Source organism: Paremcibacter congregatus (assembly GCF_006385135.1).
GTDB lineage: Bacteria > Pseudomonadota > Alphaproteobacteria > Sphingomonadales > Emcibacteraceae > Paremcibacter > Paremcibacter congregatus.
Window position 1 is genome coordinate 2090872 of sequence record NZ_CP041025.1, and the last position, 24502, is coordinate 2115373.

General features: G+C 50.3%; 25 protein-coding genes and 3 tRNA genes. 7 read left to right on the forward strand and 21 right to left on the reverse strand.

What is annotated here, in order from left to right; translation table 11 throughout:
- Nucleotides 1-89: 89 nt before the first annotated feature.
- The 3 genes from FIV45_RS09435 to FIV45_RS09445 all read left to right on the forward strand — a co-directional run bounded on the left by FIV45_RS09435 (nt 90) and on the right by FIV45_RS09445 (nt 3058).
- Entirely contained in the window at nt 90-1838 is a 1749-nt protein-coding gene (locus tag FIV45_RS09435; protein WP_099474881.1) for a putative bifunctional diguanylate cyclase/phosphodiesterase, read from the forward strand.
- A gap of 90 nt (nt 1839-1928) precedes the next feature.
- The gene (locus FIV45_RS09440) at nt 1929-2624 is read left to right on the forward strand and encodes a S24 family peptidase (protein ID WP_099474882.1); all 696 of its coding nucleotides are present in this window, start codon (nt 1929-1931) and stop codon (nt 2622-2624) included.
- Nucleotides 2625-2719: 95 nt separating this feature from the next.
- Nucleotides 2720-3058, forward strand: coding sequence for an acyl-CoA thioesterase (locus FIV45_RS09445; RefSeq protein WP_204602349.1), 339 nt, complete (start codon nt 2720-2722; stop codon nt 3056-3058).
- Between the two features lie 264 nt (nt 3059-3322).
- Here FIV45_RS09445 and FIV45_RS09450 read toward each other — a convergent pair.
- The 9 genes from FIV45_RS09450 to FIV45_RS09490 form a co-directional block, all read right to left on the reverse strand.
- Nucleotides 3323-3398 (reverse strand) — tRNA-Lys (locus FIV45_RS09450).
- Between the two features lie 144 nt (nt 3399-3542).
- A tRNA-Lys gene (locus FIV45_RS09455) sits at nt 3543-3618 on the reverse strand.
- Nucleotides 3619-3694: 76 nt separating this feature from the next.
- Nucleotides 3695-4849 (reverse strand): tRNA guanosine(34) transglycosylase Tgt, encoded by a 1155-nt coding sequence (tgt, locus tag FIV45_RS09460; protein ID WP_099474884.1) that lies wholly within the window; start codon nt 4847-4849, stop codon nt 3695-3697.
- The gene (gene queA, locus FIV45_RS09465) at nt 4846-5886 is read right to left on the reverse strand and encodes a tRNA preQ1(34) S-adenosylmethionine ribosyltransferase-isomerase QueA (RefSeq protein ID WP_099474885.1); all 1041 of its coding nucleotides are present in this window, start codon (nt 5884-5886) and stop codon (nt 4846-4848) included. Before queA ends, tgt begins: the two co-directional genes overlap by 4 nt.
- Nucleotides 5887-5924: 38 nt before the next feature.
- Nucleotides 5925-6386 carry a peptidylprolyl isomerase gene (locus FIV45_RS09470; protein ID WP_099474886.1) on the reverse strand — a complete coding sequence of 154 codons (462 nt, stop codon included), beginning with the start codon at nt 6384-6386 and terminating at the stop codon, nt 5925-5927.
- A 10-nt stretch (nt 6387-6396) separates the two neighbouring features.
- On the reverse strand, nt 6397-6939 hold the full coding sequence (locus FIV45_RS09475) for a peptidylprolyl isomerase (RefSeq protein WP_099474887.1): 543 nt from the start codon (nt 6937-6939) through the stop codon (nt 6397-6399).
- Nucleotides 6940-6961: 22 nt separating this feature from the next.
- Nucleotides 6962-7462 carry a pantetheine-phosphate adenylyltransferase gene (gene coaD / locus FIV45_RS09480; protein ID WP_099474888.1) on the reverse strand — a complete coding sequence of 167 codons (501 nt, stop codon included), beginning with the start codon at nt 7460-7462 and terminating at the stop codon, nt 6962-6964.
- A gap of 11 nt (nt 7463-7473) precedes the next feature.
- Nucleotides 7474-10236, reverse strand: a complete 2763-nt coding sequence (gene gyrA / locus FIV45_RS09485) for a DNA gyrase subunit A (RefSeq protein ID WP_204602351.1) — start codon at nt 10234-10236, stop codon at nt 7474-7476.
- 198 nt (nt 10237-10434) lie between these two features.
- Nucleotides 10435-10749, reverse strand: a complete 315-nt coding sequence (locus FIV45_RS09490) for a heavy metal-binding domain-containing protein (protein ID WP_099475016.1) — start codon at nt 10747-10749, stop codon at nt 10435-10437.
- Between FIV45_RS09490 and FIV45_RS09495 the strand changes: the two genes are divergently transcribed.
- Complete coding sequence (locus FIV45_RS09495; RefSeq protein WP_412973728.1) at nt 10733-11188, forward strand: SRPBCC family protein; 456 nt, start codon at nt 10733-10735, stop codon at nt 11186-11188. The two genes, FIV45_RS09490 and FIV45_RS09495, sit on opposite strands and share 17 nt — an antisense overlap.
- A 66-nt stretch (nt 11189-11254) precedes the next feature.
- On the opposite strand, the gene FIV45_RS09500 is transcribed toward FIV45_RS09495, so the two are convergent.
- Nucleotides 11255-11344 (reverse strand) — tRNA-Ser (locus FIV45_RS09500).
- A 543-nt stretch (nt 11345-11887) separates the two neighbouring features.
- Here FIV45_RS09500 and FIV45_RS09505 point away from each other — a divergent pair.
- Nucleotides 11888-12427: a GNAT family N-acetyltransferase gene (locus FIV45_RS09505; protein WP_099474890.1), complete on the forward strand. Its 540-nt coding sequence runs from the start codon at nt 11888-11890 to the stop codon at nt 12425-12427.
- Between the two features lie 43 nt (nt 12428-12470).
- Here FIV45_RS09505 and FIV45_RS09510 read toward each other — a convergent pair whose 3' ends face one another.
- From FIV45_RS09510 to FIV45_RS09545, 8 genes are all read right to left on the reverse strand, one after another.
- A complete protein-coding gene (locus FIV45_RS09510) occupies nt 12471-12740 on the reverse strand; it encodes an SEL1-like repeat protein (protein WP_099474891.1) in 270 nt (89 codons plus the stop codon).
- Nucleotides 12741-12946: 206 nt separating this feature from the next.
- Entirely contained in the window at nt 12947-13321 is a 375-nt protein-coding gene (locus FIV45_RS09515; protein ID WP_099474892.1) for a hypothetical protein, read from the reverse strand.
- A gap of 138 nt (nt 13322-13459) precedes the next feature.
- On the reverse strand, nt 13460-14944 hold the full coding sequence (gene gatB / locus FIV45_RS09520) for an Asp-tRNA(Asn)/Glu-tRNA(Gln) amidotransferase subunit GatB (RefSeq protein WP_099474893.1): 1485 nt from the start codon (nt 14942-14944) through the stop codon (nt 13460-13462).
- Nucleotides 14941-16425: an Asp-tRNA(Asn)/Glu-tRNA(Gln) amidotransferase subunit GatA gene (gene gatA / locus FIV45_RS09525; protein ID WP_099474894.1), complete on the reverse strand. Its 1485-nt coding sequence runs from the start codon at nt 16423-16425 to the stop codon at nt 14941-14943. The genes gatB and gatA overlap by 4 nt, the downstream gene beginning before the upstream one ends.
- 9 nt (nt 16426-16434) lie before the next feature.
- Nucleotides 16435-16722, reverse strand: a complete 288-nt coding sequence (gene gatC / locus FIV45_RS09530; protein WP_099474895.1) for an Asp-tRNA(Asn)/Glu-tRNA(Gln) amidotransferase subunit GatC — start codon at nt 16720-16722, stop codon at nt 16435-16437.
- A gap of 265 nt (nt 16723-16987) precedes the next feature.
- Nucleotides 16988-17746, reverse strand: coding sequence for a DUF1194 domain-containing protein (locus FIV45_RS09535; RefSeq protein ID WP_099475017.1), 759 nt, complete (start codon nt 17744-17746; stop codon nt 16988-16990).
- Nucleotides 17747-18083: 337 nt separating this feature from the next.
- Nucleotides 18084-18845 (reverse strand): DUF1194 domain-containing protein, encoded by a 762-nt coding sequence (locus FIV45_RS09540; RefSeq protein ID WP_099475018.1) that lies wholly within the window; start codon nt 18843-18845, stop codon nt 18084-18086.
- 343 nt (nt 18846-19188) lie between these two features.
- The gene (locus FIV45_RS09545; RefSeq protein WP_099474896.1) at nt 19189-19674 is read right to left on the reverse strand and encodes an Lrp/AsnC family transcriptional regulator; all 486 of its coding nucleotides are present in this window, start codon (nt 19672-19674) and stop codon (nt 19189-19191) included.
- A gap of 191 nt (nt 19675-19865) precedes the next feature.
- Here FIV45_RS09545 and rocF point away from each other — a divergent pair, with 191 nt between their 5' ends.
- Together rocF and rocD are read left to right on the forward strand one after the other, a co-directional pair.
- Entirely contained in the window at nt 19866-20801 is a 936-nt protein-coding gene (gene rocF / locus FIV45_RS09550; RefSeq protein WP_099474897.1) for an arginase, read from the forward strand.
- Nucleotides 20802-20806: 5 nt separating this feature from the next.
- Complete coding sequence (gene rocD / locus FIV45_RS09555; protein WP_099474898.1) at nt 20807-22012, forward strand: ornithine--oxo-acid transaminase; 1206 nt, start codon at nt 20807-20809, stop codon at nt 22010-22012.
- A gap of 4 nt (nt 22013-22016) precedes the next feature.
- Here the strand turns inward: rocD and era are convergent, their stop codons facing one another.
- The 3 genes from era to lepB are packed head-to-tail and all read right to left on the reverse strand — an operon-like array spanning nt 22017 to nt 24424.
- Nucleotides 22017-22919: a GTPase Era gene (era, locus tag FIV45_RS09560; RefSeq protein ID WP_099474899.1), complete on the reverse strand. Its 903-nt coding sequence runs from the start codon at nt 22917-22919 to the stop codon at nt 22017-22019.
- A 27-nt stretch (nt 22920-22946) separates the two neighbouring features.
- Nucleotides 22947-23639, reverse strand: a complete 693-nt coding sequence (gene rnc, locus FIV45_RS09565) for a ribonuclease III (RefSeq protein ID WP_099474900.1) — start codon at nt 23637-23639, stop codon at nt 22947-22949.
- On the reverse strand, nt 23639-24424 hold the full coding sequence (gene lepB / locus FIV45_RS09570) for a signal peptidase I (RefSeq protein ID WP_099474901.1): 786 nt from the start codon (nt 24422-24424) through the stop codon (nt 23639-23641). The genes rnc and lepB overlap by 1 nt, the downstream gene beginning before the upstream one ends.
- Between the last annotated feature and the right edge of the window lie 78 nt (nt 24425-24502).

Sequence of the window (24502 nt, forward strand, 5' to 3'; positions counted from 1 at the left end):
TATATACGAATATAAACCAGAATGTGAACATCATAAACGTCAATGCCGGGGATACATCCCGGCGCTGACAGGTTGGATATTTTCAAGTTATGCCGCGCATTAAACCTGCCCCTTTTTTATTCCGGGACTCAACCCCTAGATTCCTGCCGGAAAGTTTTAATATCCGTCACCACCACGGGGTCGCAAATTTTACGATTTGCCCGGAACAAAAAATTACCCTCACCAGCATAAGCGCCGAGTTTATCAAACTCGCCGGCATGAAGGCCCCTTTGCCCATCGGGGAAACCATACAGAATATTTCCTGCTGGAACGATAAAGGTCAACTCGAAGCCGCCGTTCTGGAATGTTTCAACGACCAGTCGACACAAAGCCTGACCTGGGTACTTGATCAGGAGAACGGGGAACCCGCTCTGACCATGCACTGCAGTGTGGTCCCCGCGTTTGGTCATTCAGGCACCCTGGATACCATCATCGTTATTGTCAATAGCAATGCCGCCGATGAGGCCTTCGCCAATCATCTCAAGGGGCTTAATTTTTATGATGAGCTGACCGGCCTGCCGAACAAAAATTATCTGCTCAAAGTCTTGAACGAAGAACACAGCCAAAGCAGTTTCAGCGATCAAGTCGCTATTCTTCTGATCAACATTCTCCAGTTCCAGCGGGTAAATGAAAGCTTTGGTTATGAATTCGGCGATAAGATTCTCAAGAAAATCGCCATGAAGCTGGAAACCTGTCTACCCCAACTGGCGTTTCTATCCCGGTTCGATGCCGATAAATTTTCCATTCTGGTTCGGGATGAAGACATTAGCGCGGTCCTGACGGATGCAGAGGCACTGGCCCAATTTATCCACCATGAAATGAAACAGCCCATTCTGGTCGACGGTCAGCATATCCACCTAGAGCTTTCCATTGGCATTGCCGTCGGGTTATCGGCACAAAAAGACGCCAATCTTCTGCTGCAACAGGCCCATATCGCCATGCGACGCCAGAAAAGAACCAGTCAGAACCGAACCCTCGTCTATCAACCGGATCTACAAACCCGCGCCAGTTCCCGGTTATTGCTCGAAAACGAGTTACGCGACGCCCTGAAGAACAAAGAACTCAGCCTGCATTATCAACCCATTATCAGCATGCAGAATGGCAGCCTGCTGGGTTTTGAAGCGCTCTGTCGGTGGGAACATAAAGAACGGGGTCAGATTTCTCCCATTGAATTTATCCCCTTGGCAGAAGAATCCGGGCTGATCGTCCCTCTTGGCCACTGGGCCCTGCGGGAAGCCTGCACCAGCCTTAAGAACTGGATTGAAAAATACCCGCATTTTTCCAATTTGATTATGAACGTCAATGTATCAAGTTTGCAGCTTCTACAGGATAATTTCGCCACATCGGTAAATGAAATTCTGCTCAATGCCGGTATCAAAGGTTCTCAGCTCAAACTTGAAATCACCGAAACCACATTGATCGAAAATGCCGAACTGGTGCGCGATGTATTGCTGGACCTTAAAACACTCGACATTTCCCTGGCGATCGACGATTTCGGAACAGGCTATTCCTCATTGAGTTACCTCAACCAGTTTCCAATCGACACACTGAAAATTGACAAGAGTTTCGTCAACCATATGAATTCCAGTGAAGACAGTTATAAGATTATCCATGTGATCTCGACCCTGGCCCATACCCTGGGTATGACACTTGTGGCGGAAGGTATCGAAGAAGAAGAACAAATGACGGCTTTGCAGAAGCTCGGCTGCCATACCGGACAAGGCTATCTTTTCTCCAAACCCTTGGCCAATGACGCCGCAGAAGAATATATTCGAAAAGAAGGCCCTCCACTTGTTTAACAGGCTGAAGCCATGCTATAGTCCTATTTAAACTTATTGTGGGATTTAAAGACAGCCCCACCCTTACTTTTACCTATAGCGGAGTTCCCTGTGGATTATAACCGGTATTACATTCAACTGCGGCAAAAGCTGGATCATCTTATCCGGTCAAGTTCCCATGACGATTACGCTTCCGTCTCCGCTCTGATCGGCCGCAATCATGCCTATATGCAACAATTCATCAAACGCGGCGTACCCAAATGCCTCCGTGATGAAGATATGCAAAGAATCACGGATCATTTCGGAATCCGTCCGGATTATTTCGGCGCGCCAGAAGATTTCCCGACCCCGGGCCAGCAAACAAACAGCGCGCCAGACAGTTCTTTTGAACAGGATTATATTCAGGTCAATGTCTATGATATCGAAGCCGCCGCCGGCGCAGGCTCTCTGGTTGACAGCAACGAAGTATCCAATAAACTGGCCTTCAAGAAAAGCTGGATTCGAAACAGTTCCAATGCAACTGCCGACGATTTGGCTGTTATTACAGTATCCGGTGATTCCATGACCCCTACATTGAATAATGGGGATCGAATTCTGGTTGATATGGCCCAGAAAACCATTCGCAATGACGGTATCTATGTCCTGCGCAATGACAATATGATTCTCGTCAAGCGCATTTCACTCAACCCGATCACCAAGCTATGCACCATTAAAAGCGACAACCATTTCTATCAAAGCTGGGATGATTGCGAACCGGATAAACTTGATATTCTCGGGCGCGTGATCTGGATGGGACGCAATATTTAACCTTCTTCCACTGATACAACCATATATGAAGCGAAATAATTATGAATACTCTTGTTGAAAAATGCGGCCGCCAACCGTCCATCAGAACGGTCCCTATGCCGTCAGATCTAAATGCCAATGGTCATATCTTTGGCGGATGGATTTTATCACAAATGGATCTCGCCGCGGGGGGAGAAGCCATCAGCTACTGTAACGGCCCCGTCGCCACCGTCGCCATCACTGGCATGCAGTTCCATCAACCGGTTCTCCCCGGCGACCTTCTTAGTGTGTACACCGATGTCGTCAAGGTGGGTACGACGTCCATCACCATACATATCGAGGTAATGGTGCTACGGCGCGGCAATGATAAGGAGATCAAAGTGACCGAAGGAGATTTCGTCTTTGTTTCCCTGGATGAAGCCCATCGTCCCAAGAAAATTGATAAAGAGGCATAATCTCATTAGTTTAGCCTTTCTAATGACGGCCTGTCCTGACATTCACCTGTTTTTTGAATAAGAACTTATAAGTTACTGAAAATAAATAAAATACGCTGTGAGCTATCTACAAAAGACACTCTCTTCCCGGCTCACAGCGCATTCCCTTAAAAACATAATTAAGAGCCGCTATTATCGTTCACCCAATCCTGCTCCTGAGTGATAACAGCGACAACGCCCCGTCGAGAAAACAGAATCACGCGGTAATTTCTTTTGGATCAATACTGGTGAGCCCGACAGGGATCGAACCTGTGACAAGCTGATTAAGAGTCAGCTGCTCTACCAACTGAGCTACGGGCCCTATAAGATAGGATGCGTAACCATATCGCGCTGCCCTATGGGGGTCAACAAAATTTACCAATCAAGAAGTCTTCTCCAAAACAAGAAAAACCGCCTTGCCCAAAGGACAAAACGGTTTTTTCTTCACAGTTTCCTGTTATCTTTTTGGTGAGCCCGACGGGGTTCGAACCTGTGACCTACTGATTAAAAGTCAGTTGCTCTACCAGCTGAGCTACGGGCCCTCCCGAAAAGATGAGCGGAACATAGTGTGCTATTTGCTGTGGGTCAACAGGAAAAACACACTATTCTGAAAAAAAATTATCCGATCGGTTCAACGTCACCATTTGCGCGCTTTTCATGAAAATCTTTTATAAAGATTTGCAATTTTTCCGCCGCAATAGCCCCTCTTAATCCCGCCATAAGATCTTGATAATACGTCAGATTATGTTCAGTGAGTAACATCAACCCCAGAACCTCTCCACAGCGGAATAAATGTGAAATATAAGCCCGACTATAATTCGTACAGGCGGAGCAACCACAGTCCTCGTCAATGGGACGCGGATCATCCACATGCCGCGCATTTTTCATATTCAATGTCCCGCGCCGGGTGAAGGCCTGACCCGTGCGACCCGACCGCGACGGCATCACACAATCAAACATGTCGATCCCCCGCTCAACCGCGCCGACAATATCATCCGGTTTTCCGACGCCCATAAGATAACGCGGTTTGTTTTTCAGCATCATCGGCATGGTATAGTCAAGCACCTCGAACATCACCTCCTGGCCCTCACCAACCGCGAGACCGCCAACCGCGTAGCCTTCACAATCGATCTCTTTCAGGGCCTCGACCGAATGACGCCGCAGATGCTCATAGACCCCGCCCTGCACAATCCCGAACAAGGCGTTTTTCTCGGCATGTTCCGAGCCATCATGAAAGGCATCATAGGATCGTTTTGCCCAGCGCATCGACATCATCATCGATTTCTCGGTTTCCTTCTCGGTCGCCGGGAAAGGCGTGCATTCGTCAAAGGCCATCACAATGTTGGAGCCCAGCAGGCGTTGAATCTCCATACTGCGTTCCGGCGTCAACATGTGCTTCTTGCCGTCGATATGGGATTGGAAAGCGACGCCCTCTTCCGTGATCTTGCGCAGTTTCGCCAGCGACATTACCTGAAAGCCACCCGAATCTGTCAGAATCGGACGCTGCCAGTTCATAAATTTATGCAAACCGCCCAATCGGTTGATTCGTTCCGCCGTCGGCCGCAACATCAAATGATACGTATTGCCCAACAGGATATCCGCCCCCGTCTCGCGCACAGTTTCGGGCTTCAGGGTTTTCACCGTCGCCGCTGTCCCCACCGGCATAAAGGCCGGAGTTCTGATCTCGCCACGACAGGTCTGGATGACCCCGGTACGGGCGTTGCCGTCGGTGGCGGTGATGGTCATCCCGAAAGGGGTATTTGTTTCTGTCATAACTTATCTTCTCGAAAGAGCAAACTGCTGTCACCGTAGGAATAAAAGCGGTAACCCGATGCGATGGCATGGGCGTAGGCCGCTTTCATGGGCGCATAGCCCGCAAAGGCGCTGACCAGCATAAAAAGGGTTGATTTGGGCAGATGAAAATTGGTCATCAGCATATCCACGGCGCGAAATTGATAGCCGGGCGTGATAAAAATATCGGTGGCCGCGGCAAAGGGGTGTACGATCCCCGACTCATCCGCCGCCGATTCCAGCAGTCTTAAAGAGGTCGTCCCGACCGCCACCACATTGCGCCCTGCCAGATGCGCGGCATTAATGATTTCAGCAGTCTCTGCATCGATTTCGCCCCATTCCGAATGCATTTTATGATCCTCAGTGTCCTCGACCTTGACCGGCAGGAACGTCCCCGCCCCCACATGCAGGGTGACATGCACGATCTTGACGCCCAGAGACGCAATCTCTTCGATCAAACGGTCCGTGAAATGCAGGCCCGCTGTCGGGGCCGCTACAGCGCCGTCCTTGCGGCTGTAAACTGTCTGGTAGTCCACCAGATCCTGATCATCCACCGGCCGCTGAGACGCAATATAGGGGGGCAACGGCATAACACCAGCCCGATCCAGAGCCTCGCGCAACGCATCCCCTGCATAGTTGAATTGCAAGCTCACTTCCCCGGCATCGCCCTTTTCAAGGACGGTGGCTTCAAGCCCGCCCTCAAACAGGATCACGTCGTCGGTTTTCAGTTTTTTCGCCGGTTTGGCAAAGGCGCGCCACAGCCCCTCGCCCTCATTCATATGCAGGGTGATCTGAATCTTCGCCAGGCCACGTTTACCGGTGAGACGCGCCGGAATTACCCGTGTGTCATTAAACACAAGCACATCTCCGGCCTGCAGATAGTCCGGCAGATCAGTGACGGCTTTGTCGCTACGTTCATTCCCTTTGACCACAAGAAACCGCGCCCCGTCGCGGGTGGCAACGGGGCGGAGGGCAATGGACTCTCTCGGGAGTTCAAAATCGAACAGATCTACTTTCATGAGACCATATTATCACATAACCTAACTATTTTACATGGTTAGGCCGCGTCGACCGCGACCTGCATTTTAATGATCTGGTCCGGGTTGGCGCCGCCTTCCCCCGGGTTCAATGCATCGATATGTTCCATGCCTTCTGTCACCTGACCCCAGACGGAATATTGACCGTTCAGATGAGGCGCTGCGTCAAAGCAGATAAAGAACTGACTGTCCGCACTGTCCGGCATGGCGGAACGGGCCATGGAGGCCGTGCCGCGCACATGAGGCTTGTCGGAAAATTCAGCTGGGATATTTTGACCAGATCCGCCGGTGCCGTTGCCCTTTGGATCGCCGCCCTGAGCCATAAAACCGGGGATTACCCGGTGAAAGTTAAGGCCATCATAAAAGCCGTCACGGGAAAGCTCCTTGATGCGGGCCACATGCTTGGGCGCCACGTCCGGGTACAATTCAATTGTCACCCGTCCGCCTTTGACATCGAGGTAAAGTGTGTTTTCCAAATCCATAGTGATTTCCTTAAGAGTTCGCGTCTGCAGCAACCTGCATCTTGATAATTTTATCCGGGTCCTGCAGCTCAGGTACAACACCTTCCTTGATGTGGTCAACATATTTCATGCCACCGATCACCCGACCCCAGATGGTATAGGCTCCGTCCAGATGCGGCGCCACCCCGAGACAGATAAAAAACTGACTGTCCGCGCTGTCCGGTTCATCGGATCGCGCCATAGACAATGTGCCTTTCAAATGGCGCATCTCCGAAAATTCAGCCGGGATATTCTGCCCCGATCCTCCGGCACCCGTCCCGTCCGGATCACCACCCTGAGCCATAAAGCCCGGGATAACCCGATGAAAGGTCAGGCCATCATAGAACCCCTGGCGCACCAGTTCCTTGATCCGTGTTACCGTTTTTGGCGCCAGATCAGGATACATTTCGATCGTTACCCGACCATCTTTCAGATCAAGATAAAGGGTATTTTCCAAATCCAGATCCTGGGCAAAGGCGTTCATTGCCCCGACCATCATCACTAAAGCAAAGCATGCCTTGATCAACTGTTTCATAATGTAGTCCATGTCGTTAATTTTATTTACCGAGTTTCCGCAACACTTCGGTTGTCACTTGTGCCGGCACGAAGGCTGAAATGTCGCCATCAAAACGGGCGATTTCCTTGACCAGGCGTGATGCAATCGGCTGCAGCGCCGGATCCGCCATGAGAAACAGCGTCTCGATATCCGGGTTGAGCTTGTAATTCATGGCTGTCATTTGAAATTCATATTCAAAGTCTGACACCGCACGAAGCCCCCGAATAATAGCTGTCGCCCCCACTTCTTCCGCATAAGTCATCAGCAGCGTACTGAAGGATTGAACCTCAATCGTGACACCAGTATCTTTCTCAATAAAGGCGGTTTCACGGCGCACCATTTCCACACGCTCATCAAGATCAAACATCGCCGATTTGGACGGGTTGGTGGAAATCCCCAGAATGAGATGGTCCACCAGTTTCGCGCCGCGTTTGATGATATCAATATGCCCCAGAGTAATCGGATCAAAAGTGCCCGGATATAACCCGATACGGTTTTTCATAGCCATACCCTTTACTCCTCGGTAGGGATTTCTGTATCTGCGTTCTCGTCTACTTCGGGAGTTGATGCATCTGAAGACGTCTCGGCGGTTACGCCATCTTCTATCTCTTCATCATCGTCAGCGTCACTTTCCTCAACCCGTTCAACGGAAACAATTTTTTCTTCGTCACCGACTTTGAACAGGGTCACACCCTGTGTATTACGCCCGGCAATACGAACCCCGTCAACCGGCACCCGGATAAGCCGTCCCTGATCGGTGACCATCATCAACTGGTCCATTTCATTGATCGGGAAAGCCGCAATGACGTCGCCATTACGGTCAGAGGTTTCAATATTGATGATCCCCTGCCCGCCGCGATTGGTGACGCGATATTCATAGGCCGATGTGCGTTTCCCGAAACCATTAACCGTTACGCTTAAGACAAACTGTTCGTTTTCTTCGAGCTCGGCAAGACGTTCAGCCGTCATACCTTCCGGCACGTCCGGTGTCTCCTCACGCCGTTTGGCGGCGGCATATTTCAGGTAAGCTGTACGCTCTTCGGTCTCTGCGGCAACATTTCCCAGAATTGACATGGAAACGACTTCATCGCCTTCCGCCAGTCGAATGCCCCGCACGCCGTCAGAATTGCGGCCCTTGAACAACCGAACTGCCGTCGCGGCAAAACGGATACATTTGCCCCCCTTCGCCGCCATCAGAACGTCATCTTCTTCAGCACAGGACGCCACCCCGATCAGACTATCGCCTTCCGACAGACGAATAGCGATCTTGCCGTTAGCTCTCACGTTGGAGAAATCCGACAACAGGTTACGGCGAATATTGCCCATCTTCGTGGCGAAGATCGCATGCAAATCGCCCCAGCTATCCTCATCTTCCGGCAAGGGGAGAATAGTCGATATGGTCTCGCCCTGCGCCAATGGCAGGATATTGATCAGGGCCTTGCCTTTAGATTGCGGAGAACCCAGCGGCAGTTTCCATACTTTCAATTTATAAACCTGACCCAGATTACTGAAAAACAGGATCGGGGTATGGGTATTGGCGACAAACACATTCTGGAGGAAATCCTCGTCTTTCGTGCTCATGCCTGACCGGCCTTTACCGCCACGCCGTTGCGCCCGATATGTGGTCAGAGGCACCCGTTTGATATAACCGGTATTGGTTACGGTAACCACCATGTCTTCCCGTTGGATCAGGTCTTCATCTTCAAACCCGAAGGCGTCCATGGCGAATTCACTGCGCCGCGGCGTCGCATAAGTATCGCGATATTCAATGAATTCTTCCCGCATGATGCCATACAGGCGTTCACGGCTGCGCAGGATATCAATATAATCTTCGATTTCGACCGCCAGTTCCTTCAATTCAGTTCCAATGTCGTCCCGGCCCAGTGCCGTCAGGCGATGCAGGCGCAGTTCAAGAATGGCGCGGACCTGTTTTTCTGACAGTTTATATTTACCGTCGACCACTTCACGACCAGGTTCGCTGATCAGTTCAATATACCCCTGAACATCTACTGCATCCCAGGCTTCCGCCATCAAACGCACACGCGCCTCAGTCGGGTTCGGAGCGCTGCGGATCATGGCGACGATCTTGTCAAGGTTATTTACCGCGATCACCAGACCTACCAGGATATGGGCCCGGTCACGGGCCTTGCTCAGTTTATATTTGGTCCGGCGCGTAATAACCTCTTCACGGAACTTGATAAAACATTCGATAATCCGGCGCAGATTAAGCACCTCCGGACGTCCGCCATTAAGAGCCAGGATATTAGCGCCAAAACTGGTCTGCAGAGGAGAATAACGGAACAGTTGATTGAGAATGACATCCCCGACACCGTCACGTTTCAATTCCACCACAACCCGAACGCCGGTCCGGTCAGATTCGTCACGAATATCGGAAATGCCCTCGATCTTCTTGCTGCGCACCAGATCGGCAATCTGCTCAACCATCCGGGCTTTATTGACCTGGAAAGGAACTTCCGTGATAACAATAGCTTCACGCCCCTGCCGCACTTCTTCAAAATGCGTTTTCCCGCGCATAATGATTGAGCCACGACCGGTGCTCAGAGCGGATTTCGCCCCCGCAGATCCCATGATCAGACCGCCGGTGGGAAAGTCAGGCCCTGGTACGATCTCGATCAGTTCTTCCATGGTAATTTCCGGATTATCCACGAAAGCGCAACAGGCGGTTAATACTTCGCCCAGATTATGGGGCGGAATATTGGTTGCCATACCGACCGCAATCCCGCCAGCCCCGTTGATCAATAGGTTGGGAAAACGGGCCGGAAGAACGGTTGGCTCGGATTCAGATTCGTCATAGTTGGGCTGAAAATTGACTGTATCCTTGTCAATATCTTCCAACAGGCCACTCGCCGCCTTGTCCATACGGGCTTCCGTATAGCGCATGGCCGCCGCCTTGTCCCCGTCCATCGACCCAAAGTTCCCCTGACCATCGATCAAGGGCAGGCGCAGTGAGAAATTCTGCGACATCCGCACCATGGATTCATAAATGGCGCTATCCCCATGCGGGTGATACTTACCCATGACATCCCCGACGATACGCGCAGATTTGCGGTATGGCTTGGTCCAGTCATAGTTGTTTTCATACATGGAATAAAGAATGCGGCGATGAACCGGTTTCAGACCATCCCGCACATCAGGTAAGGCGCGCGACACGATCACGCTCATGGCGTAATCGAGATAAGAGGTTTTCATTTCCTCTTCAATGGTGATGGATGAAATCGTTGGGTCTAGAACATCAGAAAGACTGTTATCGGTCAAAGAATTGGCCCTTTTTTATATACGCGACATAATAATTTTGTCCAGTTTTCCACTCCCCGAAAGACCTGACAAAAATCAAAGGATTTTTATACTAAATCCCGCCCTCCTTAGCAAGGAAAACGGGATTTATTTATGTCTTTTAGAACCAATCAAAACGGCATCGCCGCCAAGCCGCCAAAAGCCCTTATATACCCTGACCTAGGCAAGCTTGACTGCTGTGCCATACGCCAGGATTTCCGACGCATTCGTGGCGATTGTTGATGTGGTAAACCGCAAGTTGACAACCGCATCGGCGCCAACGGCCCGGGCATTATCCTCCAGACGCCGCAAGGCCGTCTCCCGGGCGTCTTCCAGTAACTCCGTGTACCCCCGCAATTCGCCGCCCACAATTGTTTTCAAACCGGCCATAATATCACGGCCAATATGTTTGGATTGTACCGTACTCCCCCTCACCAGCCCCAGACTTTCCACAATCTCCTGCGCCGCAATTTCTTCTGTGGTAACCATCAACATAATCTGTCCCTTTCCTAGGTTATTTTCTCCATCTTCGACAATAGAATATAACTTACCCGAACCAGTACCATTTGTCTTGCGGATCGCCTCTTCGCCAATCCACCCGCCCATCATAACACTTAGCCATTGGCACTACGCCATGATCTGCCCAGATGGTCAGGCCTATTGGGGATACACCGAATATCTCACTATCACCCCCATTGATCATTACACCGCCCTGGACGGCTTCTCTGACGAAACCGGCGCGATCAATCAGGCACTGCCCAGAGCAAACTGGGACGTTACATTCAAGGATGTATCCGAGAAGACCTCCGTGGAGACCATCATCGCCTATCAATCGTCAGAAGACCTCGATACGGTTATTCAGATGGGCATGAAAGAGGGAATGACCTCTACTCTTGAACGGCTGGATGAATTTCTTCTCACACTGAATAAATAGGCTTCAGCGCCTTTTCACAGCACATCACAAAAAAGCCGGACCACAAGGCCCGGCTTTTTTTGGTAATGGTAGAGAGGAAGGGATTCGAACCCTCGATACCCGTGAAGGTATACTCCCTTAGCAGGGGAGCGCTTTCGACCACTCAGCCACCTCTCCGCCGCCGTTTTTAGTTACAGACGCCGGATAAGTCAAAGGGTTTTTCAATTAAATTTTTAAAACTGACAAATCCCCGTGTACAACACCAAAAATCATAAAGAAAACATATAATTCCCACATAAGCCTTCCATCAAATCACAATGAGAACAAAAAAAGAACATTGACTATTTCAAAAGATGCTTCATTATAAAGAAATGACACAGCATATAGACAGTATTTCTCCACCCCCGGGGCATCATCACGTCCCAGATTTCAGTACGCCGGACACAACCAGCGTCCACTTGGCGGCTCTGCGTAAGATTTGCGCACAATGTCAGGTGAGAGACGTCTATCCAGAGGAAATCCTACCTCACCTTACCGCTTTAAGCGCCCATAAGACAGACGTCAGGACTTTAAGCGACTCTCTTTTACGTCACCTTCGGGTTAAAAATCCAACATTGCGCCACGATTCTGTTATGGGCTGCCTGGAGGCCATCTGTATGCACTTTGGCCAGCGATAATTGTATCCGGGCGTAAACCGCCCCCACCAGGAGGACACATTTTATGTCAAAAAAATATGAAACCGACCGCCTCACCTATGCGATGATGACTGCTGAAGACGGGGACTTGATGCTGGATCTCGACAGTGACCCCGAAGTCATGCGCTATATCACTAATGGCAAATGCACCACGCCGGAGGACATGCGGGACGTGTATATCCCCCGCATGTTAAGTTATACGAATAAAACATGCGGCTGGGGTCTATGGAAGACTTTTCGTAAGGAAGACGGTGACTTTATCGGCTGGTTTCTACTGCGCCCCAACAAGGACGCCCCCCGTGAAGTGGAAATCGGCTGGCGGTTCAAACAAAAATACTGGGGTATGGGATACGGCACCGAAGGCGCAACCCTGTTCCGTGATCACAGCTTCGCCCAAGCCAATGTCGAGAAGCTCTACGCCATCGCCCTGCCGGGAAATATTGGCTCAATCGGTATCATGAAAAAGATTGGCATGACATTTATCAAAAGATACATCCATGAAGATACCATATTTGATCCAGAAGAAGTCGTGCATTATGAAATGAAAGCGCCCACAACCAGATAGGCTGTCGGCGCGTTTAAAAATTGATAAAGAAGGGACAGAGACCTTAGTGGGTCGCCAACCATTCACGGGCCATGCGCTGCGCACGGGCAATGTCACTGTTGGTCATATCTTCAGCAACTTCGGCCCGGTCAATCTGTGCACTCTTCATGCCACGGATCGCCGCCAGGTTGAACCATTTATGCGCCTCGATAAAATCCTGGTCGACACCCTGGCCAATAGAATAAAGCAACCCGAGGTCATAAAAAGCTTCTGCCGTACCGATTTCCGCTTGCGCCATACGCTCTGCTACATATGAATAATCTACTTGTCCCATTCCTAAACTCCACATCCCATTCTAATAAATTTAGCTGGCCCCATCGGCCTCTGATTTCTTTTGTTAGAAACAGGTTGCCTTTATTCTGGTAAAGATTTAGTTAAAGACATTTAAAATATGATAAGTATTTGATTTAAAAAGATTATAAAAATAAAAAAAGCGAACCTTAACAAGGCTCGCTTTTTAAAATTAACCATTCAAGACCGTTATTCCGGCTTATCTTCCTTAGGCTTGTCCGCGTCTCCAACCTTCTTTTTCATCGCGTCCATGGCGTCAGTGGCCTCTTCCTTGACATCTTTCATAACTTCTTTGGCCTCTTCAGTACCTTCTTCCACCATGGTATCCGCTTTTTCCTCAGCCTCATCCATCATGGTTCCTGCTTTTTGTTTAGCATCTTCCATCATATCGTCAGCTTTTTTCTGGGCGTCATCCAACGTGGATGAAGAGGCGTCCTCTGCCGCTTCTGTTTTTGCTGCAGACGTCTTGTCTTTGTTGTCATCACCACAGGCTGACAGCCCCAACGTTGCAATCACGGCAACAGAGGAGACAAGCAGTATTTTCTTTAATTCAGTTAGTGTCATGATATTCCCCTACCATAAAATTTCAATAGATGCCTCGTGCATCCACTTCAGGAACTTACAGTATATGGTTAATTGTGGCAACTCTGTGAAAAAGGCCGCACAAAAGGCGGCCTTTTTACAAAGAATATCAAAGCGATATCAACCATCGAGTTTCGGCCGCAGCAGTTCATTCACCACCTGCGGGTTGGCCTTGCCCTGGGTCTTTTTCATCACCTGGCCGACGAAGAAACCAAATAATTTATCTTTCCCGCCACGGTATTGTTCGACCTTATCCTGATTGGCGCTGAGCACCTCATCAATCATCGCCTCAATCGCGCCGGTGTCGGATACCTGTTTCAGCCCCTTCTCTTCCACGATTGCTTCCGGGCTCTTGCCGCTTTCCAGCATAATTTCGAAAACATCCTTGGCGATACGACCTGAAATGGTGCCATCAACCTGCAACGCCAGCAGCTCTGCCCCATCCTTAGTGCCGACCGGGCTGTCTGTGATGGATTTTCCGGCTTTCTTCAGCGCGCCGAACAGATCAACAATCACCCAGTTGGCCGCCTGACTAGCAAGCTCTGCCTTGTCTTTCCCTGTTTTCTGGGAAAAAGCCTCGAGCAAATCTTCGAAATAGTCAGCATTCTCTTTTTCCGCCACCAGAACCGCGGCATTATATTCGGAAATACCCAGATCCTTCACCAGACGCAAACGCTTGGCGTCGGGTAATTCGGGCAAGCCCCGCGCCAGATCATCAACAAATTCCTGACTGAATTCCAACGGCAGTAAATCGGGATCCGGGAAATAACGATAATCATGTGCTTCTTCCTTGGACCTCAGGCCGCTTGTGGTGCCGGTGGCCGGATCGAATTGACGGGTTTCCTGATCAATTGTCCCGCCCTCTTCCAGAATATCAATCTGACGTTGGACTTCATAGTTGATCACCTGAATCATAAAGCGGATCGAGTTGACGTTCTTGGTTTCTGTCCGGGTGCCAAATTCTTCTCCCGGACGACGTACAGATACATTGACATCGGCACGCATGGACCCCTGATCCATATTGCCATCACAGGTGCCTGCATAGCGAACGATGGTGCGGATCTTGCGGAAATAGGCCGCAGCCTCTTCCGCACTGCGCATATCAGGCTTGGATACGATTTCCATCAGGGCGACGCCGGACCGGTTCAGGTCAACATAGGTCTCTGACGGATGCTGGTCATGCATGGACTTTCCCGCATCCTGTTCCAGATGCAGGCGCTCCACACCGATGGTTTTGGTGGAGCCGTCTTCCAGATCAACCACCAACTCACCTTCGCCGACAATCGGATCCTTGAACTGGGAAATCTGATAGCCCTGCGGCAAATCGGCGTAGAAATAATTCTTACGGTCAAAGACCGAGCGCAGATTGATCTGGCACCCCATGGCAAGACCGGTGCGCACGGCCTGACGTACGCATTCTTCGTTGATCACCGGCAGCATGCCGGGCATGGCGCTACAGACGAAACTTACATGAGTATTCGGCTCGCCACCAAATTTGGTGGACGCGCCGGAAAACAGCTTTGATTCAGACAGAACCTGTGCATGAATTTCCAGACCGATCACGACTTCCCAATCCCCGGTGGCGCCCTGTACATATTTATTCATGAGTTTTCTCCCCACCAGATTTTCGGTTTCGCCGTAAAGCCTGCAGCATGTTCAAGAACATGTCCCGCGCGGAGCACGGTTTCCTCGTCAAAGGCCTGACCAATAATTTGCAGACCGAGCGGCATCGCTTCCTTGCTTAAACCCGCCGGAACCGAAATCGCCGGCAGCCCGGCAAGGCTCGCCGGAACCGTGAAAACATCATTGAGATACATGGCAATCGGATCATCCATTTTCTCGCCCAAGGGGAACGCCGCACTCGGGGCCGTCGGGGTAAGGATGACATCAACTTTTTCATAAGCCTTGACGAAGTCCTGAACAATCAGCGTACGGATTTTCTGGGCTTTAAGGTAATATGCATCGTAATAACCGGCGGACAACACATAGGTTCCAATCATGATACGGCGCTGCACTTCCGGGCCAAAGCCTTCGGCGCGGGTATTTTTATACATCCCGTCCAGACTGTCACCGTCAACCCGCAGGCCGTATTTCACGCCGTCATAGCGGGCCAGATTGGACGATGCCTCGGCGGGCGCGACGATATAATAGGTCGGCAACGCATATTTGGTGTGCGGCAGGCTGATATCGACGATTTCGGCCCCGGCCGCCTTCATCCAGGCAATGCCTTGCTGCCAGAGTTTCTCGATTTCCTCCCCCATGCCGTCCATGCGATATTCTTTTGGAATACCGATTTTCATGCCACGAATATCACCAGTCAACGCATGTTCGTAATTAGGTACGGTGCGTTCGACAGACGTACTGTCCTTAATGTCATAGCTTGCCATGCTTTCCATCATAATGGCGGCGTCCTGCACCGTCTTCGTGATCGGCCCCGCCTGGTCCAGAGAGGATGCAAACGCAATCATGCCCCAACGGGAACAACGTCCATAGGTCGGTTTCAGGCCGACAAGGCCAGTAAAGGCCGCCGGCTGGCGAATGGAGCCACCGGTATCTGTTCCGGTCGCCGCAATTGCCATGTGACCGGCAACGGCCGCCACGGAACCCCCGGATGATCCTCCGGGAACATAGTCCTTCGTCTCCCCTTCAGCCCGCCACGGGTTCTTCACCGGGCCGTAATAACTGGTTTCATTGGACGACCCCATGGCGAACTCATCCATATTGGTTTTGCCCAGCATCACTGCGCCATCCTGCCACAAATTGCCAGATACGGTGGATTCATACTCTGGTTTGAAACCATTAAGGATATGGCTGGCAGAACAACTGTGAACTCCCTTGGTGCAGAACAGGTCTTTCATGGCAATCGGAATACCGGTCATGCCGGTGGCATTACCCGCCTTGATGCGCTCATCGGCCTTATCAGCCATATCCAGCGCCAGATCCGGTGTCTCCACAATATAACTGTTCAGCTCTTTCCCTGCTTCCATGGCGGACAGATGTTGCTCGGTCAGTTCCCGGGAGGTAAAATCACCTTTGGCAAGACCATCCCGCGCCGCGGCCAGGGTCAGTTTTGTAAAATCACTCATATCCTGGTCCTATTCAATCACTTTGGGCACACTGAAAAAGCCGTGGGCGGCTTTGGGCGCATTGGCGAGAATTTTGTCGCGATAGCCGCCATCGGTGACCTTGTCGGTCCGCCAGGGCAGAGACATATCAACCGCACTTGTCATGGGTTGGACGCCGTCCGTATTCACTTCCGATAATTGCTCAATCCAGTCGAGGATATTGTTCAACTCCCCCGCCAGGGGTTCCAGCTCGTCTTCCTTGACCGCAATCCGGGCCAAATTCGCGATTTTCGCGACGGTTGCTTTATCTACAGACATATCATTCCGCTCTTTCCTGCTCTGTTCTTTCAAGAGATAATAATTCAGAGAAACTTTACGGCGGAAATTAACACCGCACCCCGCCTTCTGCAAGTGTTATGACAGTCTGTTTTAAAGGAAATACGGAAAAGTCATAAAGTGCTGCAAACAGGACCTTCCATGCAAATCATCCTGAATGTGCTACTTAACCCCATATACAAACAGGCGGCCGAATTATCTCCGGTCGCCTGAAAATCGAATAGATATTTGATATGAAGCATGCGTCCTAGGCAAAATGCTTTCTACGCCGTGCCATCACCCCTGCTAAAACAAGCCCAAATCCGAGAAGACCAAGCGTCCCTGGCTCAGGGACCCTTCTAATCTCACGCTCCAGTTTATTCTGAATAGCGGCGGCAAAGGTGCTAAAACCAGTTGCATGCAAATGAAAGGCGTTTGTCCCCCCAACAACATTAGCCTGATACCAAGCCTGCAAGCCAGCTACATTCCCAATCGTCAAACCGTTAATCGCATCGATCCCACTGGCAAGCGCCGCATCTCTGGCATTACTTGTGTTGGCGCCATCATTTTGTATACCGTCACCAGAAACATCAATCACTAACCGGGTGCCCTCAAAACCATTATTGGCAAACAGGGGAGCGCCGAAATTAATTGCAGAACCCGGAGCCGTACTCCCCCCAAAAGCCCGTACGGTACCCGCAATTGCATTCCCGAAAGCATTCATTTCCGCAGCCGTCGTTAATTGCGTCCAGCCCAGTGAAATTGCCTGTTGTGCTGCTCCGGACCATTGTATCAATTGCACAGCGATTGACCCCAAGGCCCCCGAAGCAACAGCGCTTTGAACCGCCGCACTCTGGAATGCATCCCGGTAGCCGTTCATTTGAAGCGTATATTCACCGGCATCAACAGAACCAGACACGTCGATCAGAAGCTGAAGTTCCAGATCGACGGGGACGGCCATTGAAGAATTTGAACTAAACCCCAAAAAGAACACACTGACGACAGTCATCATTAGTTTCTTTAACATGTTTTATTCCTCGTTTTGTTTTATCCTATATAAGTAATCGCAAACTTTACAAAAACTCATCAAGCAAAACTCAACAAACAACATGCTTTTCCTTGCATAAATCATGCCAAAACAACCCCGTGCCGTAAGCGATTGTATTTACATGAATTTATTAAAAACGACTATATTCCGGCAAGAAACCTGATTATAAACTGTAAAGAATCTTGACACTTTAGCCGTACAAAAAGCCTGAATTTTACATTTAATATTATTCTTATATTCTTATTAAGCGCCTGCAAAAATTATAGAACCGGCCAGAAGATTTCTGACCGGTTCTGTTTCTGTCCAGACAATCGTACTATGGCAATTGCCGGCGCCGTCGGGTCGCCGCCATCCCCATCATGACCAGGCCGATTCCCATCAAACCCAGTGCGCCAGGTGCCGGCACACCAGTAATATCACGCTCCAATTTGGTTTTCACCGCACCGGCAAATGTAGCAAAGTCAGTTGCATGCATTTGGAAAGCACCGGCCCCGCCCACGACATTAGCCTGATACCAGGCTTGCAGCCCCGGCACATCACCAATGGTCAGGCCATTAATCTGATCAATACCGTTGGCAAGGGCATTGTCCCTGGCGATCATGGTATCCGTGCCTGAATTCTGGATGCCGTCACCTGAAACATCCATTACTTTCTTTGTTCCTTCGAACCCATTGCCAAAGAACTCCGGCAAGCCAAAGGTAATCGCCGACCCTGGTGCGGTTGAACCGGCAAATATGCGGGCCGTCGCCGCGATGGCGTTACCAAAGGCGTTCATTTCCGCAGCTGTCGTCAATTGCGTCCAGCCCAGTGAAACAAACTGCTCCGCAGCACCGGACCATTGGATTAATTGCACCGCAATGGTCCCAAGAACACCATTGGCAACTGCGTTTTGAACCGCCGCACTCTGAAATGCATCCCGATAGCCATTCATTTGCAGGGTAAATTCGCTGGCGTCAATGGAACCGGACACATCAACAAGTAGCTGAAGCTCCACATCAACCGGCACCGCCAGGGCGGTATTTGAACCAAATCCCATCATCAGCACCCCAACCAGGGTCATAAGTTTTTTCTTAAACATCTTTCATTCCTCATATCATTTGTTGATCGCAAAAATATTGCTCTATATACAACTTATACGCGAAACTATCAATTTACACTAAAGCAATAATCGTGCCAGATTCAAAAAGACGAGATTTAACAATTATTTTCAATTGCTTGGGAAAAAAGTCGGGAATACCGGGAAAAGATCAGACAAGAAACTGTAAAAAATACTGACACTTTTAGCATGTTTTTATGTATTTTTTTACACTTTTTAGGATACTTAAAAAATTATAAGTAACGGCAGAAATTAAAAAAGCCGGCCCAGTGGCCAGCCTTTTAGATGCATTCTTAAAAATGTAGGGGGAGATTTTACTTCTAATTCAATCCACAAGTTTATCCAGGGCGTAACCCTTAAAACTCTTACTGGTTGCCAGCGCCACGTGACTGCTGATATTGGCAACGCCTTCCATACTTTCAATAAGCTTGTCATTCAGTTCCAGATACCGGTCCATATCCGGACAAACGATGCGTAGAAAATAATCAAAATTGCCGCTCACTGTAAAGCACTCCACAATTTCAGGGAATTCATTGATCACCTTCTCAAATGTCTTGAAATTGGCATTGGTATGATCATGTAAGCTTACCGTCAAAAGCACCGTTACCGTACGACATATTTTATTGAGATTGATCACTGCCATGTAGGATTCAAGGTATCCTTCATCTTCGAGTCGCCTGACCCGCTGCAGACAGGAGCTTGGTGAAAGATTCACCTTGCTTGATAATTCATGATTGGTAATTCGCGCATCATTTTGTAAAATCGAAAGAATATTCAAATCAATACGATCTATGGCACGTTTTTTCGTCATTTACACTTCCTCCGAGATAGTAGCCTTGTCAAAACACATTGTTTTCTAACAATTTAAAACATTCTATCACATTACTTCAGCTTCCCGAATAATATTCGGCGCATATGAAAAAATTGATATTTCATTTTCCGCTTTCCATGTCAAACTAATAGAATAGTACCCATTTTAGGCGATAGAAGGTTTTTTATTTCATGAGCAAGAATATTTCTCTTATTGGTGTCCCCAGTGACATTGGCGCAAGTGACCGCGGTGCATGCATGGGCCCCGAGGCGTTACGGGTCGCGGGCCTTGCCGAGGAACTTATGGACCTTGGATTCGCGGTCAAGGACACCGGCAACCTCTATGGCCCAAAAAATCCGGAAAATCCGCCTGAAAACGGTTACCGCCACCTGAAAGAAAATGTCATCTGGAGCAAGAATATTCAGGAAGCCGTCTTTAGCGAAATACATGACGGCAACCTGCCCATCACGCTTGGCGGGGATCATGCCATGTCGATCGGCTCCATTGCCGCCATCGCCCGTCATTGCGCCGATCAAAAGAAAAAACTGTGTGTGATCTGGATTGACGCCCATGCAGATTTCAACACCTGTGACACCAGCCCGTCCGGCAACATCCACGGCATGCCCGTTGCGGTCGCCGCCGGGTATGGACCGAAAGAACTGCTGGCCATCGGGCACAAGGTTCCCATGGTGGACGCCCCTGATATCTATCAGGTCGGTATTCGTTCCGTTGACAAGCATGAAAAAGAACTGGTGGTGGAAGCTGGTGTGGTTGTGTATGACATGCGCTGCATCGACGAAATCGGCATGCGCGAAACCATGCACCAGATCCTGAAAGAAGTAGAAGAAAAAGACGCCTGCCTGCATGTCAGTTTTGACGTGGACAGCCTCGACCCCACAATTGCCCCCGGCGTTGCCACCACAATTCCCGGTGGCCTGACGTATCGTGAAGCCCAGTTGTGCATGGAAATGATTCACGATTCAGGTCGCATGATCTCTCTCGATATTATGGAAATCAACCCGGCGCTTGATAAACAAAATGGAACGGCAAAACTCGCCGTAGACCTGACCACCAGTCTGTTTGGTCGCCAGATCTTCCAGCCCAACCGCCATAACCGGAAAAAATAATCCCCATGCCAACACAACAGCAGATCATTGATCAGACGGATCGCCGCAGCGCCCATAATTATCATCCGTTGCCGCTTGTGTTGGAAAAAGGTGAAGGCGTTTGGGTCTGGGACACGGAGGGCACGAGATATATGGATTGTCTCAGCGCCTATTCCGCCGTGAACCAGGGCCATCGCCACCCAAAGATCATCGCCGCCATGATCGCGCAGGCGCAAAAAATAACCCTGACGTCCCGGGCCTTCCATAACGACAAAATGGGCCCCTTCCTCGACAAATTGTGTCAGATGACCCATATGGACCGGGCTTTGCCCATGAACACCGGAGCCGAGGCCGTTGAAACCGCAGTCAAGGCGGTTCGCAAATGGGGCTATGAAGTCAAAGGCGTCCCGGAAAACCAGGCCGAGGTCATTGTCGTTCGTGACAATTTTCATGGCCGCACCATCACCACTGTCAGCATGTCGTCCGAAGAAGAATACCGCCATCATTTCGGCCCCTTTACCCCGGGCTTCACGCTCATTGATTATAATGACATTGATGCCCTCAAAGCCGCGATTACCCCAAACACGGTAGCTCTAATTCTGGAACCAATACAGGGGGAGGCCGGCATTATTATTCCGGATCAGGGCTACCTCAGTAAAGCCCGCGCCATCTGCAAACGTCATAATGTATTATTTGTTCTGGATGAAATTCAGACGGGGCTAGGCCGTACCGGCAAACTGTTTTGTTTCCAGCATGAAGAGAATGCCACCCCGGATGTGCTGATTGTCGGAAAGGCCCTGAGCGGCGGGGTCTACCCCGTATCCGCCATCTTGGCCTCCAATGAGGTAATGGATGTCTTCACCCCTGGCATCCACGGAAGTACATTTGGCGGCAACCCGCTTGGCGCCGCGATTGGCCTGGCGGCGCTTGAGGTGATCGAAGAGGAGAAACTGCCGGAACGTTCCCGGATGCTTGGCGATTATCTGGTGCGGAAACTGCAAACCATTCAAAGCAATAAAATCGTCGACATTCGCGGTAAAGGTCTTTTTGTCGGACTGGAACTCGATCACACCCTCGGCGGAGCCCGGTCTTATTGCGAAGCTCTCATGAAAAAGGGCCTCCTCTGCAAGGAGACCCATGATCATGTTATCCGCCTCGCCCCGCCATTGATCATTGAAAAAGACCAGATCGACTGGATGGTCGAACGTATTGCCGACGTACTAAGGGACTAACGGATTACTCGACCCAGTCCAGCCCCATATTCTCGTACCGTTCCTTATCATCTGACCAGTTGCGGCGCACCTTCACAAAAATGAACAGATGGACACGGCGGTCCAGCATTTCTTCCAGCTCTTCCCGCGCCTGCTTGCCGATTTCTTTCAGACTGGCTCCGCCCTTGCCAATCACGATGGCTTTCTGCGTATCCCGTTCCACATAGATAATCTGTTCGATGCGAACGCTGCCATCTTTCTTTTCCTGCCAGCTCTCGGTCTCCACCGTCGCCGCATAGGGCAGTTCTTCATGCAGCCGCAGGAAAAACTTCTCCCGCGTCACTTCCGCCGCCAACATACGTTCGGTAATGTCAGTCATCTGATCTTCAGGATAGAGCCAAGGCCCCTTAGGCAAGCGCGTGGCAATCACCTCCATCAGATCGTCAAGACCATCCCCCTTCAGGGCGGAAATCATCATGGTGTCTGTGAAATCGCCCATCTCGTTCAGTTCCTGTGTCAATCCCAGCAACTTATCCCGACGCAGACCATCAATTTTATTAAGCGCCAGAATGGCCTTCTGTCCAGCCTCTTTCAGGCTCGCAATAATGCGCTTGGTATTTTCATCTATCTTGCGGGCGGCATCCACCAGCAGCACGACGGCATCGGCATCACTGGCGCCGGCCCAGGCCGCAGAAACCATGGCCCGCTCCAAACGTTTCTTGGGCTCGAAGATTCCCGGCGTATCGACAAAAATCATCTGACTTTCCTTATGCAGGGCAATGCCGACAAATCGCGTCCGCGTTGTCTGCACTTTATGCGTCACAATGGAAATTTTGCTGCCGACCAGGGAATTAATCAGGGTCGATTTTCCGGCATTTGGGGCACCAATCAAGGCGACAAAACCGCAACGGCTTTTACTCTCATTCATGTGTAAATCACTTCACTCTTGGGTGGCTCAGCTTTCCAGCCGGCGTAATAATTTAGCAGCTGCATCCTGCTCTGCTTCGCGTTTCGATGTGCCCTTGCCGACTTCCGGCTCCCAGTCCTTTACCCTGACTTCGATGGTAAAGAAGGGCGCATGGGCGGGACCGGTTCGGTCAGTCATTACATATTTAGGCGTCTGCATCTGACGTCCCTGCACCCATTCCTGAAGCCGGGTCTTGGCGTCTCTCTGGGCGATGGCGTCCTGATCAATATAACGTGTCCAGAATTTCCGGACAAGCTTTTGCGCGTTAAGATAACCGCCATCCTGATTCACGGCCCCGATCACCGCCTCACAGACGTCTGCCAAAATAGAGGATTTTTTCAACCCACCATTATCTTCGGCGCTTTTCGCCATATGAATGAAATCGGGCAATTTCATATCGCGCGCGACTTCGGCCAGCGCTTCTTTTCGCACCATGTTGGTATGACGACTGGCCAGCCCCCCCTCATCAAGGGACGGATAATAATCATGCAGCCACTCGGCAATCACCAATCCCAGAACCCGATCACCAACAAATTCCAGTCGCTGGTAATGCTTGCCGCCTTCCAGGCTTGGGTGGGTCAGTGCCTCACGCAGTAACGCATCATTCGTGAATTCATACTCCAGGATGTCATATAGCCGTCCGTATTGGCCGGTCTTGCGAGGCTTCTGGTGCGATGACATTATTTGATACCCGTAAAGATACGCTCACGGCGCTGTTCTGGGAACCATTTCCAGAATTCCCACAATTTGGCATTGTCATCAAAGGAAATCCAGATTACCTCGGCTCGCCCCACAATGTTTTCCTCCGGGACATAGCCCACACCTTCACTACGTTTCCAGCGGCTGTCCTGAGAATTGTCCCGGTTATCGCCCATGGCGAAATAATGCCCTTCCGGCACTTTGAATACCGGCGTATCATCGCCGTAGCCGCCAACATTCCAGCGCTCGTCCAACGTCATGTAAGACCGGCCACTGGGCAGCGTTTCCTTATATTTCGGATAAGTTTCTTCCCGGCCCATTTCATTGATAACCTTAAAGTCGCCTACCCGTTCCCGCGGCACAATTTTGCCGTTGAGGTAAAGACGGCTTTTCTTCATCTGAATGGTATCCCCGGGCAGGCCCACTATACGTTTGATATAATAAATATCCGGGTCGCGCGGCAGACGAAAAACCACCACATCACCGCGTTCGACCGGACTTGAAAATATCCGGCCGGAAAAAATCTCTGGACTCCAGGGTAAAGAATGGTGGCTATAGCCATAGGACATTTTAGACACCAGCAGGTAATCGCCCACCAGCAGGTTATCCATCATTGACTTGGATGGAATCTTAAACGGCTGAAAAAAGAAGCTCCTGAAGATCATGGCAATTACCAACGCCCAGATCAGAACACTGAGCCAGCCTTCTTCTTTCTTTTCCTTTTCAACCGCCTTGCTGACGACGTCTTCGCTTTTGATATCAGACATATATTCCGTTCGCTATTCCATAAACCAAAAATGGTATTTGATGTTCGTTCCCATAAATAGGGCAATTTGTATATATTC

Excerpts from the sequence above, each read along its gene's own strand:
- lepB (WP_099474901.1), bottom strand. The coding sequence starts at position 24,424 with ATGTCTGATATCAAAAGCGAAGACGTCGTCAGCAAGGCGGTTGAAAAG.
- coaD (WP_099474888.1), bottom strand. The coding sequence starts at position 7,462 with ATGAAAAACCGTATCGGGTTATATCCGGGCACTTTTGATCCGATTACT.
- tgt (WP_099474884.1), bottom strand. The coding sequence starts at position 4,849 with ATGACAGAAACAAATACCCCTTTCGGGATGACCATCACCGCCACCGAC.
- FIV45_RS09445 (WP_204602349.1), top strand. The coding sequence starts at position 2,720 with ATGCCGTCAGATCTAAATGCCAATGGTCATATCTTTGGCGGATGGATT.
- era (WP_099474899.1), bottom strand. The coding sequence starts at position 22,919 with ATGAATGAGAGTAAAAGCCGTTGCGGTTTTGTCGCCTTGATTGGTGCC.
- rocF (WP_099474897.1), top strand. The coding sequence starts at position 19,866 with ATGAGCAAGAATATTTCTCTTATTGGTGTCCCCAGTGACATTGGCGCA.
- gatC (WP_099474895.1), bottom strand. The coding sequence starts at position 16,722 with ATGTCTGTAGATAAAGCAACCGTCGCGAAAATCGCGAATTTGGCCCGG.
- FIV45_RS09475 (WP_099474887.1), bottom strand. The coding sequence starts at position 6,939 with ATGAAACAGTTGATCAAGGCATGCTTTGCTTTAGTGATGATGGTCGGG.
- queA (WP_099474885.1), bottom strand. The coding sequence starts at position 5,886 with ATGAAAGTAGATCTGTTCGATTTTGAACTCCCGAGAGAGTCCATTGCC.
- gatA (WP_099474894.1), bottom strand. The coding sequence starts at position 16,425 with ATGAGTGATTTTACAAAACTGACCCTGGCCGCGGCGCGGGATGGTCTT.
- FIV45_RS09540 (WP_099475018.1), bottom strand. The coding sequence starts at position 18,845 with ATGTTTAAGAAAAAACTTATGACCCTGGTTGGGGTGCTGATGATGGGA.
- FIV45_RS09515 (WP_099474892.1), bottom strand. The coding sequence starts at position 13,321 with ATGACACTAACTGAATTAAAGAAAATACTGCTTGTCTCCTCTGTTGCC.
- FIV45_RS09490 (WP_099475016.1), bottom strand. The coding sequence starts at position 10,749 with ATGTTGATGGTTACCACAGAAGAAATTGCGGCGCAGGAGATTGTGGAA.
- FIV45_RS09535 (WP_099475017.1), bottom strand. The coding sequence starts at position 17,746 with ATGTTAAAGAAACTAATGATGACTGTCGTCAGTGTGTTCTTTTTGGGG.
- FIV45_RS09505 (WP_099474890.1), top strand. The coding sequence starts at position 11,888 with ATGTCAAAAAAATATGAAACCGACCGCCTCACCTATGCGATGATGACT.
- FIV45_RS09545 (WP_099474896.1), bottom strand. The coding sequence starts at position 19,674 with ATGACGAAAAAACGTGCCATAGATCGTATTGATTTGAATATTCTTTCG.
- rocD (WP_099474898.1), top strand. The coding sequence starts at position 20,807 with ATGCCAACACAACAGCAGATCATTGATCAGACGGATCGCCGCAGCGCC.
- rnc (WP_099474900.1), bottom strand. The coding sequence starts at position 23,639 with ATGTCATCGCACCAGAAGCCTCGCAAGACCGGCCAATACGGACGGCTA.
- gatB (WP_099474893.1), bottom strand. The coding sequence starts at position 14,944 with ATGAATAAATATGTACAGGGCGCCACCGGGGATTGGGAAGTCGTGATC.
- FIV45_RS09510 (WP_099474891.1), bottom strand. The coding sequence starts at position 12,740 with ATGGGACAAGTAGATTATTCATATGTAGCAGAGCGTATGGCGCAAGCG.
- FIV45_RS09435 (WP_099474881.1), top strand. The coding sequence starts at position 90 with ATGCCGCGCATTAAACCTGCCCCTTTTTTATTCCGGGACTCAACCCCT.
- FIV45_RS09470 (WP_099474886.1), bottom strand. The coding sequence starts at position 6,386 with ATGGATTTGGAAAACACACTTTACCTCGATGTCAAAGGCGGACGGGTG.